The organism is Ramlibacter sp., assembly GCA_019635435.1.
Lineage (GTDB): Bacteria > Pseudomonadota > Gammaproteobacteria > Burkholderiales > Burkholderiaceae_C > JAHBZM01.
This window is the reverse complement of the sequence record JAHBZM010000001.1, coordinates 4,154,739-4,168,823: the sequence shown is the minus strand read 5'-3', so window position 1 is coordinate 4,168,823 and position 14,085 is coordinate 4,154,739. Positions and strand designations below refer to the sequence as shown.

Sequence of the window (14,085 nt, the reverse complement as noted above, 5' to 3'; positions counted from 1 at the left end):
CGGCGCATGTTGCACCAGATTGGCATTGTCTGCAGGGCCTGGCGCTTTTGGGGAGATCAATGGCGCGCCGCGCGCGAGCGGGCAAAGTCTCCCGGGCGGTAGCCATAGGCGTTCACGAAGAACCTGTGCAGGTGGGACTGGTCGGCAAAGCCGCAGGCCACCGCCGCCTCGCAGATCGGGGTGCCCACGGCAATCAAGGCCCGCGCCTTCTGTAGCCGCTTCTGCAGCCGGTACCGGTGGGGCGGCAGGCCCGTGGCCTTGCAGAACATGCGGATGAAGTGAAACGGGCTCAGTCCGGACAGATCGGCCAGTTGCTCAAGTGTCCAGTCCAGCTCGGGCTCATCGTCGATCTGCTGCTGAACCCGCTGGATGGCCTGGGGAATGCTCACGCAGCAGGGGGCTTCCAGCGACACCAGCGAGCCGACCAGCTCCACCATGAGGGAGTCCAGCAGAAGTCTGTCGGGTAACCCGGCTGCCCGGGTCAAGGCGCGGTGCCAGGCGATCCATGTGGCGCGGGTGGCCTCATCGATGAGCACGGGGTGGTGCAGCTCCGCGTCCGCCGACCGTCTGCACAGACGCAAGATGGGCGACATCACCGCCGGGTCGATGTACAGCATCCGCCATTGCCGGGTGTCGCAGCCCACGGGGTGGCCGTCATGAACCTCACCGGGGTTGACCGTGATGACATTGCCTTGCTGTGCAAAAACGGGGCCGCGACCGCTGGCCGATTGCTGCGCCCCGGCCAGCACCACGCCGATGCCGAACTCATCATGCATGTGGCGCCCGAACCTGCGGCCCGAAACGGCTTCCACGGCAGTGATGCCCGGCACCGCCGTGCAGCTGATCCTGAAAGATTCCGCGGATGAACACATGCTTGATTCGGAAACGAATGCCAGTCGGCTGAAAGATTAGCACCCCGGCGCGAGCCTGCGCAATATTGTTCAAGATCAAAGCCGGCGGTGCGCGGATCATGCGGGCACCGTGATGTTCAAGCGCTCGACCCGCGACATCCAGACCAGGCAACCGGTCGCATGCGACCCGATGAACCGAAAGGAGTTTTCAAGATGATCTCTGCAGGACCTTGTCACAAGTGGCAGCTTTGGATTCGGGCTCAGCCGTCCGCGGTGTGGTCGATCCTCACCGACGACGCGCAGACGGCGCGGTGGCAGCACCTGAACATGCCCTCGCGCACCGATTGGCGTGCCGGCGGTGATATCCGCTTCTTCATGGGCGATCGCGCCGTCATCACCGGCAAGCTGATCGAGCTGCGCCCGCCGCGGCACCTGTCGCACACCTTCAGCGCCCAGTGGAGTCCCGAGGTTGCGGCGGATCCGGCCTCGCGCGTGGCCTGGGAGCTGGAGCCCATCGGCCAGGATGCGTGCCGGCTGACGCTCACCCACTCGGATTTTGGCGGCGACACCGCGACGGCGCGCGCGGTCGCCGATGGATGGCCCGAGGCACTGTCACGGCTCAAGACACTCGCGGAAACCGGGCAGCCCTTTCTTTTGCCGGAGGCGGTCCTTCCCGCGAACTGAAAGGGCCGCTGGATGACTCTTTTTTGGATGCCGTTTGCCGGCACAGTGTTGCAGCTTGCCATGGGCCTGGCCATGGCTTTGGGCTCGATCGGACACAGTGTGTACTCGGGGCCGCGCATGGCGGCCGAGCTGGGTTCATCCCACCTCGCCGTGGAGCGCCAGGTTCTCATCATGGTTGTCTGGCATTTCGCCGGCGGCTGCATGGCCTTGATGGGGAGCACGGTCGTTGCGGCTGTCTGGATCCGGCAGCTTTCGCTGGCCGCATGGCTCGTTGCCGCGTTTTACGCCTTGTTTGGCGTTGCCGCGGGTGTGTGGTCAGGCCAAAGGTTCTTCTTTGTCTTTGCCGTCCTGGGTGTCGGCGCTCTCGGCGCGATGGGGCTGCGGGGCCTGGCGGGCTGAAGCGGCCACCGGCAGGGCGCGGCTGCGTTAGCCTCTGCCCATGGATTCGCTGATTTCTGCTTCTGCCCGCGCGCTGGCCGCGGGCGACGCCCTGGGCGCGCTCAAGCGGGTGGCGCTGCGTGACGACCCGCCGGCGCTGGCCTTGCGCGGCATTGCCATGGCCCAGCTGGGCGAGCACCCGCGCGCCCGCGAGCTGCTGCGCCGTGCGGCGCGCGGCTTTGGCGCGCACGAGGCACTGTCGCGCGCTCGCTGCGTGGTGGCCGAAGCCGAGGTGGCGCTGGCCATGCGTGACCTGGGTGGGGCGCCACGCGCGCTGCTGGCCGCCGCCGACACCCTGCAGGCGCATGCCGACCCCGCCAACGCGCTGCAGGCACGGTTGATCGCGGCGCGCCGGCTGCTGCTGGTGGGCCGCCTGGCCGACGCCGCCGCGGCCCTGGCGCCGCTGGACGCCCGCGGCATGCCGCCCGCCCTGACCGCAGTGGCGGCATTGACCACGGCCGAGCTGGCGCTGCGCTCGCTGGCCATCGCCCCGGCGCGCGCCGCGCTGGCCCAGCCGGGGAGGCCGCCCGGCGCGCCCGTGTGCCCGCGTTGCTGGCCGAGGTGGCCTGGGCGCGCGCAGCTGGAGCGGCCCGCGGCGCGGCGCCTGGCCGCCGGTGGCGCGCAAGCCTTGCGTCTGGAAGAAGTGGCCACCTTGCTGGCCTCCGACGCCCTGGTGGTGGACGCCTGCCGCCGTGGCCTGGGCGTGGGCACCGTCTGGCTGCCGCTGGCGCGCCGGCCCATTTTGTTCACGCTGGCGCTGGCACTGGCCGAGGCCTGGCCCGGCGATGCCGACCGCGAGGCGCTGATTGCCACCGCGTTTCGCACCCGCCATCCTGACGAGACGCATCGCGCGCGGCTGCGCGTGGAGATCGGCCGCCTGCGCGCCCTCGTCAAACCGGTGGCCCGCATTGAGGCCACGGCGCGCGGCTTTGCCCTGCGGCCCCTGCAGGCGCGTGAGGTGGCCCTGCTGGTGCCGCCAATTGCGGGGGAGCAGGCTTCGCTGGTGGCGCTGCTGTCCGACGGCGCGGCCTGGTCCACCTCGGCGCTGGCGCTGGCGCTGGGCGCGAGCCAGCGCACGGTGCAGCGCGCGCTGGCCGAGCTGCAGGAGGCCGGCCAGGTGCGCGCCATCGGGCGTGCGCGGGCGCAGCGCTGGCTGGCGCCGCCACTGGCCGGATTCACGACGATCTTGTTACTCCCCGCTGTGCTGCCGATTGAATAGAGTTGTCTCCACGGCGCCGACGTCCGGCGCCACAAGGAGCAACGATGAAGAGCAAGGACAAGCCCCAGGCCGCGGCCGGGCCCCAGGCAAGGCCGGCCGAGGTGGTGCGCGAGTACGCCTTTGAAGGCGTGACCTCTGTCGCTGGCGTCACCCATGACGGCCAACGCGTGTGGGCCGCCGTGGGCGCGAAGATGCTGGCCTTCGACCCCGCCAGCGGCGCCACGGCCCGCACCCTGGACCACGCCTGCGACGCCGGCACGGCCTTCGACGGCAAGCACCTGTACCAGATCGCCGAATCGCGGATCGACAAGATCGACCCGTCCACCGGCGCCGTGCTGGCCTCCATTCCGGCCCCCGGCGGCGGCGGTGACTCGGGCCTGACCTGGGCCGAGGGCAGCCTGTGGGTGGGCCAGTACCGCGACCGCAAGATCCACCAGATCAACCCCGAGACCGGCGCGGTGATCCGCAGCATCGAGTCCAACCGCTTCGTCACGGGGGTGACCTGGGTCGATGGCGAGCTGTGGCACGGCACCTGGGAGGGCGACGAGAGCGAGCTGCGGCGCATTGACCCGAAGGATGGCGCGGTGCTGGAACGGCTGCAGATGCCCCAGGGCATGGGCATCAGCGGGCTGGAGTCCGATGGCGCCGGTCTTTTTTACTGCGGTGGCGGAGGAGCTGGCAAGGTCCGCGCCGTTCGGCGCCCCAAGGGCGCATCAACCTCAAGGAGCACACCATGAACCCCCTGATTGCCGAAGTGAACATCAAGAACCACGCCATCGTCGCGGGCGACCGCTGGCTGGCCGAGCGCAAGGCCCTGCTGGCGCGCGAGAAAGAGCTGACACGCCTGCGCGACCAGATCGCCAACGAACGCCGCGCGCTGCCCTGGGTGCGGATTGAAAAGAACTACGTGTTCGACACCCCCCAGGGCAAGCGCTCGCTGGCGGACCTGTTTGAAGGCCGACGCCAGCTGCTGGTGCAGCACTTCATGTTCGGACCGGGCTGGGGGCAGGGCTGCCCCAGCTGCTCGTACATGGCCGACCACATGGGCGGCATGCAGGTCCATCTGGAGCACCGCGACATTTCCGTCGTGGCTGTGTCGCGCGCGCCGCTGGCCGAGATCCTGCCGTTTCGCGAGCGCATGGGCTGGAAATTCCGTTGGGTGTCGTCCCACGGCGGGGACTTCAACTACGACTTCCATGTGTCGTTCACGCCCGAGGAGCGGGCCACCGGCAAGGTCCATTACAACTACACCGAGGTGGCGTTTCCCTCCGAGGAGGCGCCGGGCATCAGCGTGTTTTACAAGGACGATGCGGGCGATGTCTTTCTGACCTACTCCACCTTCGGCCGGGGCGTGGAAGCCATGATGGGCACCTACCAGATGATCGACCTCACGCCCCAGGGGCGCGGTGAGAAAAGCCCCATGGACTGGCTGGAGTACCACGACCGCTACGAGCCGGTACCCGTGGCCACGGCGCCGGCCGAGGCGGGCGCGTGCTGCCACGCCAGGGCCTGAAAGACGGACCGGACCGGAACGCGCGCCATGAACAACCTCTGGCCCTGGTTCGCCGTGGCCGGGCTGGGTGCCCTGCACGGGCTCAACCCGGCCACCGGCTGGGCGCTGGCGGCGGCCTGGGGAGCGCACTCAGGCAACCGGACGCAGGCGCTGCGGGCCCTCGTGCCCATTGCGCTGGGGCACACGGCGTCGGTCGCGCTGGTGGCTGCCGCCGTGGTCTGGGGCCTGGGGCTGGACCGGGTGCTGCTGCAGCTTGTGGCCGGTGCGCTGTGTGTGGCCGCGCTGGCCGTGCACCTGTGGCGCCGGGCGCCCCAGGCCGCGCGTGCACCGGCGGGCCACGCCGGGCTGGCACTCTGGTCCTTCATGATGGCCACCGGCCATGGCGCGGGGCTGATGCTGGTGCCTGCGCTGATCCCGCTGTGCGCGGGCGATGCCGCCGCCAGGGAGATCGGCGCGTCGGGCTCGGTGGGCATGGCCTTGGCGGCGGTCGGCGTTCACACGCTGGCCATGCTGGCGGTGACGGGGCTGGCGGCCTGCGGCGCCTGTCGCGGGCTGGGCGCCGCGGCGCGCTGGCTCCGCGATGGCGCACCCCGTCAGGTCGACAGCTTGCGCCCCAACTGGGCCTCGACCTTGTCGATCTTGCTGCGCAGGCGCGACTGCGGCCCGGCGCGGTAGTCCACCTTGAGGTTCATGCCGATGCGCGGGCAGTCGGCCTGCAAGGCCTTGAAGCAGGCCGTGACCACGGCCATCACGTCGTCCCACTCGCCCTCCAGGATCGTGCCCATGGGTGTGAGCTGGTAGGGCAGGCCGCTTCGGTCGATCACGTCGAGGATGCGCGCCACAGGCGCGCTCAGGCTCTCGCCCTGGCCATGGGGCGCCATGGCAAATTCAAGCAGGACCATTTGTGCTCCGGTGGTGAAGGGGGTACTGTAGCGAGTGGGGCTTGGGGCCGCCCCACCCGGATCACGTCGCCCAGGGGATTTTTCAATGCAAAGGGGAGGCGTCATGCACGCATTCCAGCAACAAGACACTGAAGCCACGCTGGCGCAAGGGCTTGAGGAATACTTCGCGGCCAACCCCGGCCTGGCGAAAACCAGGCTCATGTCGCCGCCGGCCCAGGCGTTTTTCCGCTGCCACGATGTTGCCCATGTGGTCTTTGGCTGCGACATCTCGCTCGATGACGAAGCCGTTGTCAAGATCTCCAGCCTGCTGGGAACCACGGCGGGTTTTTCCGTGCTCAAGGGCTACCGGCTGCACGAGTCCTTGCAGATCTACCGGCAGTTGCGCGTGGCGGACGTGCTGCTGTCCATCATGCGCGCGGTGGTCATCGTCCCGCGAACGGTGCTGCGCTGCCTGGCCCAGCGGGCACGGTGGCCCTGGTCGGACCACCAGCGCTATCTGCACACTCCGCTGCGGCAATTGCGGCAGGAGTTTGGCATCCGGGTGGCGCACCGGCAGCCATGAATGAAAGTCAACCGCGCGCGCCGCCGCAGCCACGGCAAGCGGCAAGGCGGATGGCAGGCATTTTTGAATCAAAAAGGCCTGGAGTCCAATACCAACGGCTATCTTCAGCTATCAAATACATAGCAAATGGACGCCGGGCAGCTCCAGTATCATCGGCTCAAACGCCTGAGGGAAACCTGCCATGCCAACCACGCGCCGCGCCCTGCTTGCCACCGGAATGACCGCTTTGCTGGGCAACTCCCTCAAGGCGCAACCGGTGGCCGCGGGGGCGCCCGACTGGCCCGAGCCGCCGGGCGGCGCACCGGCCGATTCGGCGCTGGCCGGCCTGCTGGCCGCGGGTGACGAGGTGGCGGCCCTGCGCAGCCTGCTGGTGGTGCGCCAGGGCGCGCTGGTGGGCGAGCGCTATTACCGCGGGGCCACGGCCGACGGCTTGCATGGCATCAACTCGGTGACCAAGAGCGTCACGTCCATGCTGGTGGGGCTCTCGCTGCACCAAGGGGTGCTTGCCAACCTGCAACAGACCGTGGGGGCGCTGCTGCCCGAGGCCGCCGCTGCGCAGCCCGCGGCACCTGCCAATGCGGCCACGCTGGCCCAACTGCTCACCGGCACCTCGGGCCTGGCCTACGACTATCGCTACCAATACCGCGCGCTGGGCAGCGCCGCCGACCCCGTGCGGTTTGCGCAGCAACTGCCGCTGGCACCCGCGCCGGCGTCGGGCCCGGTGCCGTGGGTCTACAACGATGCCGCGGTGGGCCTGCTGTCACCGATCCTCGCGCGGGCCCATGGGCAGCGCTTGGACCAGCTGGCCGCGCAAGCGCTGTTTGCGCCGCTGGGCATTGCCCGGCATGAATGGGCGCTGGACCGCGCGGGGCAGGCCACCGCCTACGCGGGCCTGCGCCTGCGCCCGCGTGACCTGGCGAAGCTGGCCTGGCTCATGGCCAATGGGGGCCGCTGGGGCGAGGCCCAGGTGCTGCCCGCCGCCTGGGTGGCCGACAGCACCCGCACGCACGTGCCCGCCAGCTGGCAGGTGGAACCGGTGGCCCAGGTGGGCTACGGCTACCTCTGGTTCACGGGCGAGCTGCAGGGCCGTGCAGTGGCCTGGGGCTGGGGCTATGGCGCGCAGTTTGCGCTGCTCGCCCCGAGCCTGGGCCTGGCCGTGGTCACCACGGCCACCGACCCGCTACCGCAACACCTGCCGGCCCAGAACCAGGCGGTGATGGCGCTGGTGGGGCGGGTGGTGGGCTGGGCGGTGGCCAGGGCATGAGCGACCGCATCGCGCTGGACCCCTGGCTCGCCTTCAGTGCCCCCGTCGCCGCCGCGCGGGCCCAGGGGCGGCCCGTGGTGGCGCTGGAGTCCACCATCATTGCGCATGGCATGCCCTACCCGCAGAACGTGCAGACGGCGCGCGAGGTGGAGGCCATCATCCGCGGCCTGGGCGCCGAGCCCGCCACCATGGCCGTGATCGGCGGGCGCATCCGCATCGGGTTGTCGGATGACGAGCTGGAACTGCTCGGCCGCTCGGGCGAGGCCGCCAAGGTCAGCCGCCGCGACCTGCCGGCCGTGCTGGCCAGCGGCGGGCTGGGCGCCACCACGGTGGCGGGCACCATGATCTGCGCGGCGCTCGCGGGCATCGAGGTGTTTGTGACCGGCGGCATTGGCGGCGTGCACCGCGGCGCCGAGCGCTCGTTTGACATCTCGGCCGACCTGCAGGAACTGGCCCGGACCTCGGTGGCCGTGGTCTGCGCGGGCGCCAAGTCGATTCTGGACATCGGCCTCACGCTGGAATACCTGGAGACGCACGGTGTGCCCGTGCTCAGCTGCGGGCAGGACAACTTTGCCGCGTTCTACACGCGCGACAGCGGCTTCAAGGCCGACTACCGGCTCGACGACCCGGCCAGCCAGGCGCGCTTTATCCGCACCAAGTGGCGCCTGGGGCTGGCCGGTGGCGTGGTGCTGAGCACGCCCGTGCCGGCGGCAGCGGCAATGCCCGGCGAAGAGATGGAGGCCCTCACCCGGCAGGCGCTGGCCGAGGCGGGCGCGCAGGGCATCACGGGCAAGGCCTTGACGCCGTTCTTGCTGGCGCGCCTCAAGGCGCTGACCGGCGGCAGGAGCCTGGCCACCAACATCGCGTTGGTGAAACACAACGCCGAAGTGGGGGCGCGGCTGGCGCTGGCCCTGGCAAGCCAGCCGCCCGTCACGCCGCCGACTGTTTGACTCGGCTCTTCTTGCTGCGCTGTTCAAGCGATCCGGCCGCCGCGGCGCGCAGCAGCCGCTGAAAGGTCGGGCATTCACTGTGGCTGGGGGCAGGGCACACGGCCGCGTGCTTCAGGCCGCGGCTCATGGCCTTGAGCCGCTTGATCATGGCGTCAAGCTCATCGGCCTTGGCTGACAGCCTGGCGCGGTCAATGCGGGGCTGCCCGTCAGGCAGCACCATCGAGCGGATGTCTTCCAGCGAGAAACCCGCTGACTGTCCCAGCGCGATCAGCGCCAACTGGTCCAGCACCCCGGGGGCGAAGCGCCGGCGCAGACCCTGCCGGCCCACCGAGGCAATCAGCCCTTTTTCTTCATAAAAGCGCAGCGTCGATGCGGGCACGCCCGTTTTTCTGGCGACTTCGGCGATGTCCATGAAAAAACCTCTTGACCTCAAGTTGACTTGAACTTCTATAGTGACCGCAACAGTGCAAATCGTCAACCCGTGAAAGGACATCCCCATGAATGAATTGATGAACAACCTGGGCCGCATCGCGCTCATCGGCATCGGCGCCACCGCCGTGATGGATGCATGGCTGATGCTGCTCAAGCGGCTGGGCGTGCCCACGCTGAACTTCGCGCTGATGGGCCGCTGGGTCGGCCATTGGCGGCGGGGCCAATGGGCCCACGACGCCATTGCCAGGGCTCCCGCGGTCAAGGGCGAACTGGCGCTGGGCTGGCTGCTCCACTACCTGACCGGCATGGCCTTCGCGGGCCTGTTGGTGGCTGTGGCCGGCGTGGCCTGGCTGGGCCATCCGCGTCTGCTGCCCGCGCTGGCCGTCGGGCTGATCACCGTGGCGGCGCCCTGGCTGGTGATGCAGCCTGCCATGGGCGCGGGCATAGCCTCGAGCAAGACCCCCACACCCCACAGGAACCGAATGCGTAGCCTGGCCAACCACGCAGTTTTTGGATCAGGCCTGTACCTGGCCGCCGTCGCCATCGCATGGATCTCGCGATAGCCCCGGTCACCTTCAACGAGATTCACTCTTCAATCCGGAAGCAATCATGAAAAAACTTGCAGTCATCTATCACAGCGCCCATGGGCACACCGCGCACATTGCGCAGCACGTCGCCGCGGGCGCGCGAACCATGGCCGACACCGAGGTCAGCCTGCTGCTGGCCGAGGAGCTGGCCAGGGCGCCCGCGCAACTCGTCGGCTACGACGGGTTCATCTTCGGCTCACCCACCTACCTGGGCGGCGTCTCCGGCCCCTTCAAGTCGTTCATGGACGCGACGGGGGGCCTCTGGAAGCGCCACCAGCTCAAGGGCAAGCTGGCCGCGGGCTTCACGGTGTCGTCGCTGCCGGCCGGTGACAAGCAGTCCACGCTGCTGTCGATGTTTGTCTTTGCCATGCAGCACGGCATGGTGTGGGTGGGCAATGCCATCCTGCCCGAGCAGCATGCGGGCGTGCCCTACGAGGAAGCGGCCAACCGGCTGGGCTCCTGGTCGGGCCTGATGGCGCAGGCCGGGCATTCGGCCCCTGCGGACTCGTTTGCGCCCGGCGACATCAAAACGGCCAGGATGTTTGGCGCCAACATTGCCCAGGCCCTGCAGCGCATGAGCTTTGAGGCGCCCGTGGCGGTGGCGTCATGATCCCGCGGCGGTTCGAACCGGTGGTGTTCGTCTTCGTCCTGTCGGGCCTGATGTCGCTCGTGGTGTCGGGCGTGTCCACGCTGAAGGTTCTCGGGCTGGCGCCGGGGTGGGCTGGCGTGTGGATGGACGCCTGGGCCACGGCCTGGCTGGTGGCCTTCCCCGTTGCACTGGTGGTGGTGCCCGTGGCGCGCCGCATTGTTCATCGGCTGGTCGGGGGGCCGGGCGGGCTTTGACGCCGGCACGGGGCCGCCGCGCTACCAGCGCAGGTGCGGGGTGTCGACCGGGGCGTCCCAGTACGCTTTCAGCTCGTCACTCAGCAGTGTCACGGTGAGCGATGCGCCCGCCATTTCCAGCGCGGTCGTGTGGTTGCCCACCAGCGACCGGGTGGTCCGCAGGCCCGCCTCAGTCAGGCGCTCGCTGGCCAAGTGGTACAGAAGGTACAGCTCCATCAGCGGCGTGCCGCCCAGGCCATTGACATGCAGCAAGACCTCTTGCCCTGCCTGGGGCTTGAGGTCCTTGAGGATGGCGTCCAGCATGGTTTGCACGATGGCGCTGGCAGGCTGGTAGGCGGCCCGTTGGCGGCCTGGCTCGCCATGGATGCCCACGCCGATCTCCATCTCGTTGGGCCCGATGTCGAAGGTGGCCACGCCGGCCTCGGGCACGGTGCAGCTTTCAAACGCCACGCCCATGGACGCCGTGCAGGCGTTGACCCGGTCGCCCAGCCGCTTGCAGGTGGCCAGGTCCGCGCCCTGCTCGGCGGCGGCGCCCACGATCTTTTCGACCACCAGCGTGCCGGCCAGGCCGCGCCGGCCGGTATGGCGGCCAAAGGCGTCCTGGGACACGTCGTCGTTCACCAGCACGGCGGCAAACTCACCGTCCATCATGTCCATGGCCATCTGGAAGTTCATCACGTCGCCGGCGTAGTTCTTGATGATGAACAGCACGCCCGCGTCGCCGCCCGTGGCCTTTGCGGCGGCCAGCATCTGGTTGGGCGTGGGGGAGGTGAACACCTGGCCCGGGCAGGCCGCGTCCAGCATGCCGGTGCCGACGTAGCCGGTGTGCAGGGGCTCGTGGCCGGAGCCACCGCCCGATATCAGGGCCACCTTGTCCCGCCGGGGCTGGGCGCGGCTGACGAACAGCGGGTCCAGGTTCACCTTGATCCGCCCCGCATGGGCCGCGCCGAACCCCAGCATGCTTTCATACACCAGATCGCCTGGCAGGTTGGTGAACTTCTTCATCGCACGTGGTTCGGGAGGGGTGACAGATTATGGGCAGCGCGTGGCGGGCCTGTCACGCGAGGTTTTCCGCAGTAAGGATCTCCACCCTGGGGTTGCTGACCGCCAACGCGCCGCGCACTTCCTCGCACAGCATGCGCAGCACCTTGGCGGCGGTCATCACGGCGTAGTAGACGTCTTGCTGCAGCACATAGGAGACGGCGTTCGAGGTCAGCAGCGCGCGGTGGGCTTCGAGCAGGTCATGGACGACAAAGCCCAGCGTGCTGTCGTAGCCCAGCGACTGCAGGGCGCGGCTGACGCCATGCGCCCCCGGCCCGACGTTGTACAGGGCGTGCAGCGGGCCGCCCGTGGCCACGGGGTCCAGAAAGCGCTGGGCGAAGCTGAAGGCGGCATCTTCCGCCTCGGGCAGCTCGTCCAGTTGCAGCAGCGTGGCGCCGGGGTAGCGCTCCTCCATCACCTGGGTGAAACCGATGCGCCGGTCAATCTCGGCGCAAAAGCGGGTGGCCGGCGACAGCAGCGCCACCCGGCCCGGCCCCTCGCGCGGCAGGCAGCGGCCCAGCAGCACGCCGGCCGTGCGGCCGGCGGCCCGGTTGTCGGCGCCCACAAAGGTTTCGCGCAGCGAGCCCGGCACGTCCGAGAACAGCGTCACCACGTGCACGCCAGAGCGCACCAGCTCGTTGATGGCCAGTTTGACCGGGGGCACGTCGGGCGCCAGCAGGGCGATGCCGTCCAGATCGGTCATGCGGGCGAGTTCGTTGGCGAAATCCGCGCCATCCACATTGGGCAGGCGGTGGGTGATCTCGGTGATGTGCTGGTGCCGGAAATCGCCGGCCGACTGGGCGACGACGCGGTCCACCATGTCAAAGAAACCGCGCCGCAGCGCCGGCAGGACAAAGGCAAACCGGTAGTTGGGCGTGGAGCGGGGCCGGCCCCGGCTCGGGCTGGCTGCGCCCAGCGTCTGCATGACCGCCCGCACCTTGTCCACCGTGGCCGGGTTGACCCCGGGGCGGTTGTTCAGCACGCGGTCCACGGTGGCGGTGCTGACTCCCGCGGCCTCGGCGATTTGGGTGATGGTGATGGCCATGGTGCGCAGATTGAGTGAGGGGTTTGCCCGAATTACATCTGCCAACCCCGTCCTGTCTGTCCCGAATTTACCGCATTTCCCATCAAAAGTTGCCGCGCGCCTTGCCGGGGAGCTCTGGAGCGCGATTCCAAAGTTCGGTTCAAATTTTTGATGGAATTAGGGTTTGTATTGATTGATGTATTAAATGATGGAATTAACATCAATTCCATCAAGCGAGGCATCTCCTCATGCCGTCCAGCCGCAGGGCCGGGAGGAGGCCCCGTCTGATCGGCGGCTCACGCCGAGCCCACCGGGGGCGCAGACAAAGGGTTTGCGCCTTCATTCATGCAACCAGTCGTGGCCAGAGCCACGCTAGCGAGATGGAGACGAACACATGAGCAAGGTCAAAACAACCCTCTGGCGCGCTGTCGCCGGGGCCGCGCTGGGCCTCACAGCGCTGGCGGCGCAGGCCCAGGACAAACAGCTGACGCTGTGCTGGGCCGCGTGGGACCCGGCCAACGCGCTGGTGGAGTTGTCGAAGGACTTCACGGCCAAGACCGGCATCCAGATGAAGTACGAATTCGTGCCCTGGCCCAACTTTGCCCAGCGCATGCTCAATGAGCTCAATTCCAAGGGCAAACTGTGTGACCTGCTGATTGGCGACAGCCAGTGGATCGGCGCCGCCGCGACCGAGGGTCACTACGTCAAGCTCAACGAGTTCTTTGACAAGAACGCGATCAGGATGACCGACTTCATGCCGGCCACGGTCGAGGGCTACTCCACCTGGCCCAAGGGCACCAAGAACTACTGGGCCTTGCCAGCGATGGGCGACGCCGTGGCGTTCACCTACCGCAAGGACTGGTTTGCCCGCCCCGAGCTGCAGGCCGAGTACAAGAAGAAGCACGGCCACGACCTGGCGCCCCCCGCGACCTGGGACGAGTTCAAGAAGATTGGCGAGTTTTTCCAGAACCGGGTGATCGACGGCAAGAAGGTGTACGGCGCGGCGCTGTACACCGAGCGCGGTTCCGAGGGCATCACCATGGGCGTGACCAACACCATGTACGCCTATGGCATGGAGTACGACAACCCCAAGAAGCCGTATGACATGAAGGGCTACATCAACGGCGCCGGCGCCGTGAAGGGCCTGAAGTTCTACAAGGAACTGTATGACTGCTGCGTGCCGCCGGGCCACAGCAACGCCTACATGACCGAAGACCTGGACGCCTACAAGTCGGGCCAGGTGGCCATGCAGATGAACTTCATCGCCTTCTTCCCGGGTATCTCCAAGGACCCGCAGGTGGGCGGCGAGAAGACCGGCTTCTTCCCCATCCCCAAGGGCGACAAGCAGCATGCCCAGCTGGGCGGGCAGGGCATCTCGGTGGTCAAGTATTCCGACAAGAAGGACCTGGCCCTGCAGTACATGAAGTGGTTTGCCCAGCCGGCCATCCAGAAGAAATGGTGGGACGGCGGCGGCTTCACCTGCCTGAAGTCCATCCTGGAGTCCCCCGGCTTCGAAACCAGCACGCCTTACGCCAAGGTGTTCCTGGACTCCATGAAGATCGTCAAGGACTTCTGGGCCGAGCCCAGCTATGCCCAGCTGCTGTTGTCGATGCAAAGCCGGGTGCATGAGTACGTGGTGGCCGGCAAGGGCACACCGCAACAGGCGCTGGACGGCCTGCTCAAGGACTGGACCCAGGTCTTCAAGGACGACGGGAAACTGAAGTGAACCCAAGGCCATCACGCAGCGCATGGAGCATCCTGTGAACTCAACCGCC

At 68.2% G+C, this 14,085-nt stretch carries 16 protein-coding genes and 2 pseudogenes; 13 read left to right on the top strand and 5 right to left on the bottom strand.

Annotated elements, in window-relative coordinates; genetic code table 11:
• Positions 1–56: 56 nt before the first annotated feature.
• Positions 57–812, bottom strand: coding sequence for an AraC family transcriptional regulator (locus tag KF796_20370; protein MBX3588992.1), 756 nt, complete (start codon positions 810–812; stop codon positions 57–59).
• Between the two features lie 252 nt (positions 813–1,064).
• On the opposite strand from KF796_20370, the gene KF796_20365 reads away from it, so the two are divergent.
• The 6 genes and pseudogenes from KF796_20365 to KF796_20340 all read left to right on the top strand — a co-directional run bounded on the left by KF796_20365 (position 1,065) and on the right by KF796_20340 (position 5,284).
• Positions 1,065–1,535 carry an SRPBCC domain-containing protein gene (locus tag KF796_20365; GenBank protein ID MBX3588991.1) on the top strand — a complete coding sequence of 157 codons (471 nt, stop codon included), beginning with the start codon at positions 1,065–1,067 and terminating at the stop codon, positions 1,533–1,535.
• A gap of 12 nt (positions 1,536–1,547) precedes the next feature.
• Complete coding sequence (locus KF796_20360; protein MBX3588990.1) at positions 1,548–1,934, top strand: hypothetical protein; 387 nt, start codon at positions 1,548–1,550, stop codon at positions 1,932–1,934.
• A gap of 40 nt (positions 1,935–1,974) precedes the next feature.
• Positions 1,975–3,192: pseudogene (locus KF796_20355) on the top strand (helix-turn-helix domain-containing protein).
• 44 nt (positions 3,193–3,236) lie between these two features.
• On the top strand, positions 3,237–3,929 hold the full coding sequence (locus KF796_20350) for a PQQ-binding-like beta-propeller repeat protein (protein ID MBX3588989.1): 693 nt from the start codon (positions 3,237–3,239) through the stop codon (positions 3,927–3,929).
• On the top strand, positions 3,926–4,705 hold the full coding sequence (locus tag KF796_20345; protein ID MBX3588988.1) for a DUF899 domain-containing protein: 780 nt from the start codon (positions 3,926–3,928) through the stop codon (positions 4,703–4,705). The genes KF796_20350 and KF796_20345 overlap by 4 nt, the downstream gene beginning before the upstream one ends.
• 27 nt (positions 4,706–4,732) lie before the next feature.
• Positions 4,733–5,284, top strand: a pseudogene (locus KF796_20340) (hypothetical protein).
• Between the two features lie 14 nt (positions 5,285–5,298).
• On the opposite strand, the gene KF796_20335 reads toward KF796_20340, so the two are convergent.
• A complete protein-coding gene (locus KF796_20335; protein MBX3588987.1) occupies positions 5,299–5,607 on the bottom strand; it encodes an MTH1187 family thiamine-binding protein in 309 nt (102 codons plus the stop codon).
• Positions 5,608–5,710: 103 nt separating this feature from the next.
• Here KF796_20335 and KF796_20330 point away from each other — a divergent pair, with 103 nt between their 5' ends.
• The 3 genes from KF796_20330 to KF796_20320 all read left to right on the top strand — a co-directional run bounded on the left by KF796_20330 (position 5,711) and on the right by KF796_20320 (position 8,383).
• Positions 5,711–6,169, top strand: coding sequence for a hypothetical protein (locus KF796_20330; GenBank protein MBX3588986.1), 459 nt, complete (start codon positions 5,711–5,713; stop codon positions 6,167–6,169).
• A gap of 181 nt (positions 6,170–6,350) precedes the next feature.
• Positions 6,351–7,433, top strand: a complete 1,083-nt coding sequence (locus KF796_20325) for a serine hydrolase (protein MBX3588985.1) — start codon at positions 6,351–6,353, stop codon at positions 7,431–7,433.
• Complete coding sequence (locus KF796_20320) at positions 7,430–8,383, top strand: pseudouridine-5'-phosphate glycosidase (GenBank protein MBX3588984.1); 954 nt, start codon at positions 7,430–7,432, stop codon at positions 8,381–8,383. Before KF796_20325 ends, KF796_20320 begins: the two co-directional genes overlap by 4 nt.
• Here the strand turns inward: KF796_20320 and KF796_20315 are convergent.
• On the bottom strand, positions 8,364–8,795 hold the full coding sequence (locus tag KF796_20315) for a helix-turn-helix domain-containing protein (GenBank protein MBX3588983.1): 432 nt from the start codon (positions 8,793–8,795) through the stop codon (positions 8,364–8,366). The two genes, KF796_20320 and KF796_20315, sit on opposite strands and share 20 nt — an antisense overlap.
• A gap of 97 nt (positions 8,796–8,892) precedes the next feature.
• On the opposite strand from KF796_20315, the gene KF796_20310 reads away from it, so the two are divergent.
• Genes KF796_20310 through KF796_20300 form a run of 3 tightly spaced genes read left to right on the top strand, consistent with a single transcriptional unit; the run spans position 8,893 to position 10,245 of the window.
• Positions 8,893–9,378 carry a DUF2938 domain-containing protein gene (locus tag KF796_20310; protein ID MBX3588982.1) on the top strand — a complete coding sequence of 162 codons (486 nt, stop codon included), beginning with the start codon at positions 8,893–8,895 and terminating at the stop codon, positions 9,376–9,378.
• 46 nt (positions 9,379–9,424) lie between these two features.
• Positions 9,425–10,012 (top strand): flavodoxin family protein, encoded by a 588-nt coding sequence (locus KF796_20305; protein MBX3588981.1) that lies wholly within the window; start codon positions 9,425–9,427, stop codon positions 10,010–10,012.
• On the top strand, positions 10,009–10,245 hold the full coding sequence (locus tag KF796_20300; protein ID MBX3588980.1) for a DUF2798 domain-containing protein: 237 nt from the start codon (positions 10,009–10,011) through the stop codon (positions 10,243–10,245). The genes KF796_20305 and KF796_20300 overlap by 4 nt, the downstream gene beginning before the upstream one ends.
• A 21-nt stretch (positions 10,246–10,266) precedes the next feature.
• Here the strand turns inward: KF796_20300 and dhaK are convergent, their stop codons facing one another.
• Positions 10,267–11,250, bottom strand: coding sequence for a dihydroxyacetone kinase subunit DhaK (gene dhaK / locus KF796_20295; GenBank protein ID MBX3588979.1), 984 nt, complete (start codon positions 11,248–11,250; stop codon positions 10,267–10,269).
• A 52-nt stretch (positions 11,251–11,302) separates the two neighbouring features.
• Positions 11,303–12,331, bottom strand: coding sequence for a LacI family DNA-binding transcriptional regulator (locus KF796_20290; protein ID MBX3588978.1), 1,029 nt, complete (start codon positions 12,329–12,331; stop codon positions 11,303–11,305).
• 373 nt (positions 12,332–12,704) lie between these two features.
• Here KF796_20290 and KF796_20285 point away from each other — a divergent pair, with 373 nt between their 5' ends.
• Complete coding sequence (locus tag KF796_20285) at positions 12,705–14,036, top strand: extracellular solute-binding protein (GenBank protein ID MBX3588977.1); 1,332 nt, start codon at positions 12,705–12,707, stop codon at positions 14,034–14,036.
• The last annotated feature ends 49 nt before the right edge of the window (positions 14,037–14,085 follow it).

Coding starts and splice junctions, on each gene's coding strand:
- KF796_20285 (MBX3588977.1), top strand. CDS start 12,705: ATGAGCAAGGTCAAAACAACCCTCTGGCGCGCTGTCGCCGGGGCCGCG.
- KF796_20365 (MBX3588991.1), top strand. CDS start 1,065: ATGATCTCTGCAGGACCTTGTCACAAGTGGCAGCTTTGGATTCGGGCT.
- dhaK (MBX3588979.1), bottom strand. CDS start 11,250: ATGAAGAAGTTCACCAACCTGCCAGGCGATCTGGTGTATGAAAGCATG.
- KF796_20335 (MBX3588987.1), bottom strand. CDS start 5,607: ATGGTCCTGCTTGAATTTGCCATGGCGCCCCATGGCCAGGGCGAGAGC.
- KF796_20320 (MBX3588984.1), top strand. CDS start 7,430: ATGAGCGACCGCATCGCGCTGGACCCCTGGCTCGCCTTCAGTGCCCCC.
- KF796_20345 (MBX3588988.1), top strand. CDS start 3,926: ATGAACCCCCTGATTGCCGAAGTGAACATCAAGAACCACGCCATCGTC.
- KF796_20310 (MBX3588982.1), top strand. CDS start 8,893: ATGAACAACCTGGGCCGCATCGCGCTCATCGGCATCGGCGCCACCGCC.
- KF796_20350 (MBX3588989.1), top strand. CDS start 3,237: ATGAAGAGCAAGGACAAGCCCCAGGCCGCGGCCGGGCCCCAGGCAAGG.
- KF796_20290 (MBX3588978.1), bottom strand. CDS start 12,331: ATGGCCATCACCATCACCCAAATCGCCGAGGCCGCGGGAGTCAGCACC.
- KF796_20300 (MBX3588980.1), top strand. CDS start 10,009: ATGATCCCGCGGCGGTTCGAACCGGTGGTGTTCGTCTTCGTCCTGTCG.
- KF796_20360 (MBX3588990.1), top strand. CDS start 1,548: ATGACTCTTTTTTGGATGCCGTTTGCCGGCACAGTGTTGCAGCTTGCC.
- KF796_20330 (MBX3588986.1), top strand. CDS start 5,711: ATGCACGCATTCCAGCAACAAGACACTGAAGCCACGCTGGCGCAAGGG.
- KF796_20325 (MBX3588985.1), top strand. CDS start 6,351: ATGCCAACCACGCGCCGCGCCCTGCTTGCCACCGGAATGACCGCTTTG.
- KF796_20305 (MBX3588981.1), top strand. CDS start 9,425: ATGAAAAAACTTGCAGTCATCTATCACAGCGCCCATGGGCACACCGCG.
- KF796_20315 (MBX3588983.1), bottom strand. CDS start 8,795: ATGGACATCGCCGAAGTCGCCAGAAAAACGGGCGTGCCCGCATCGACG.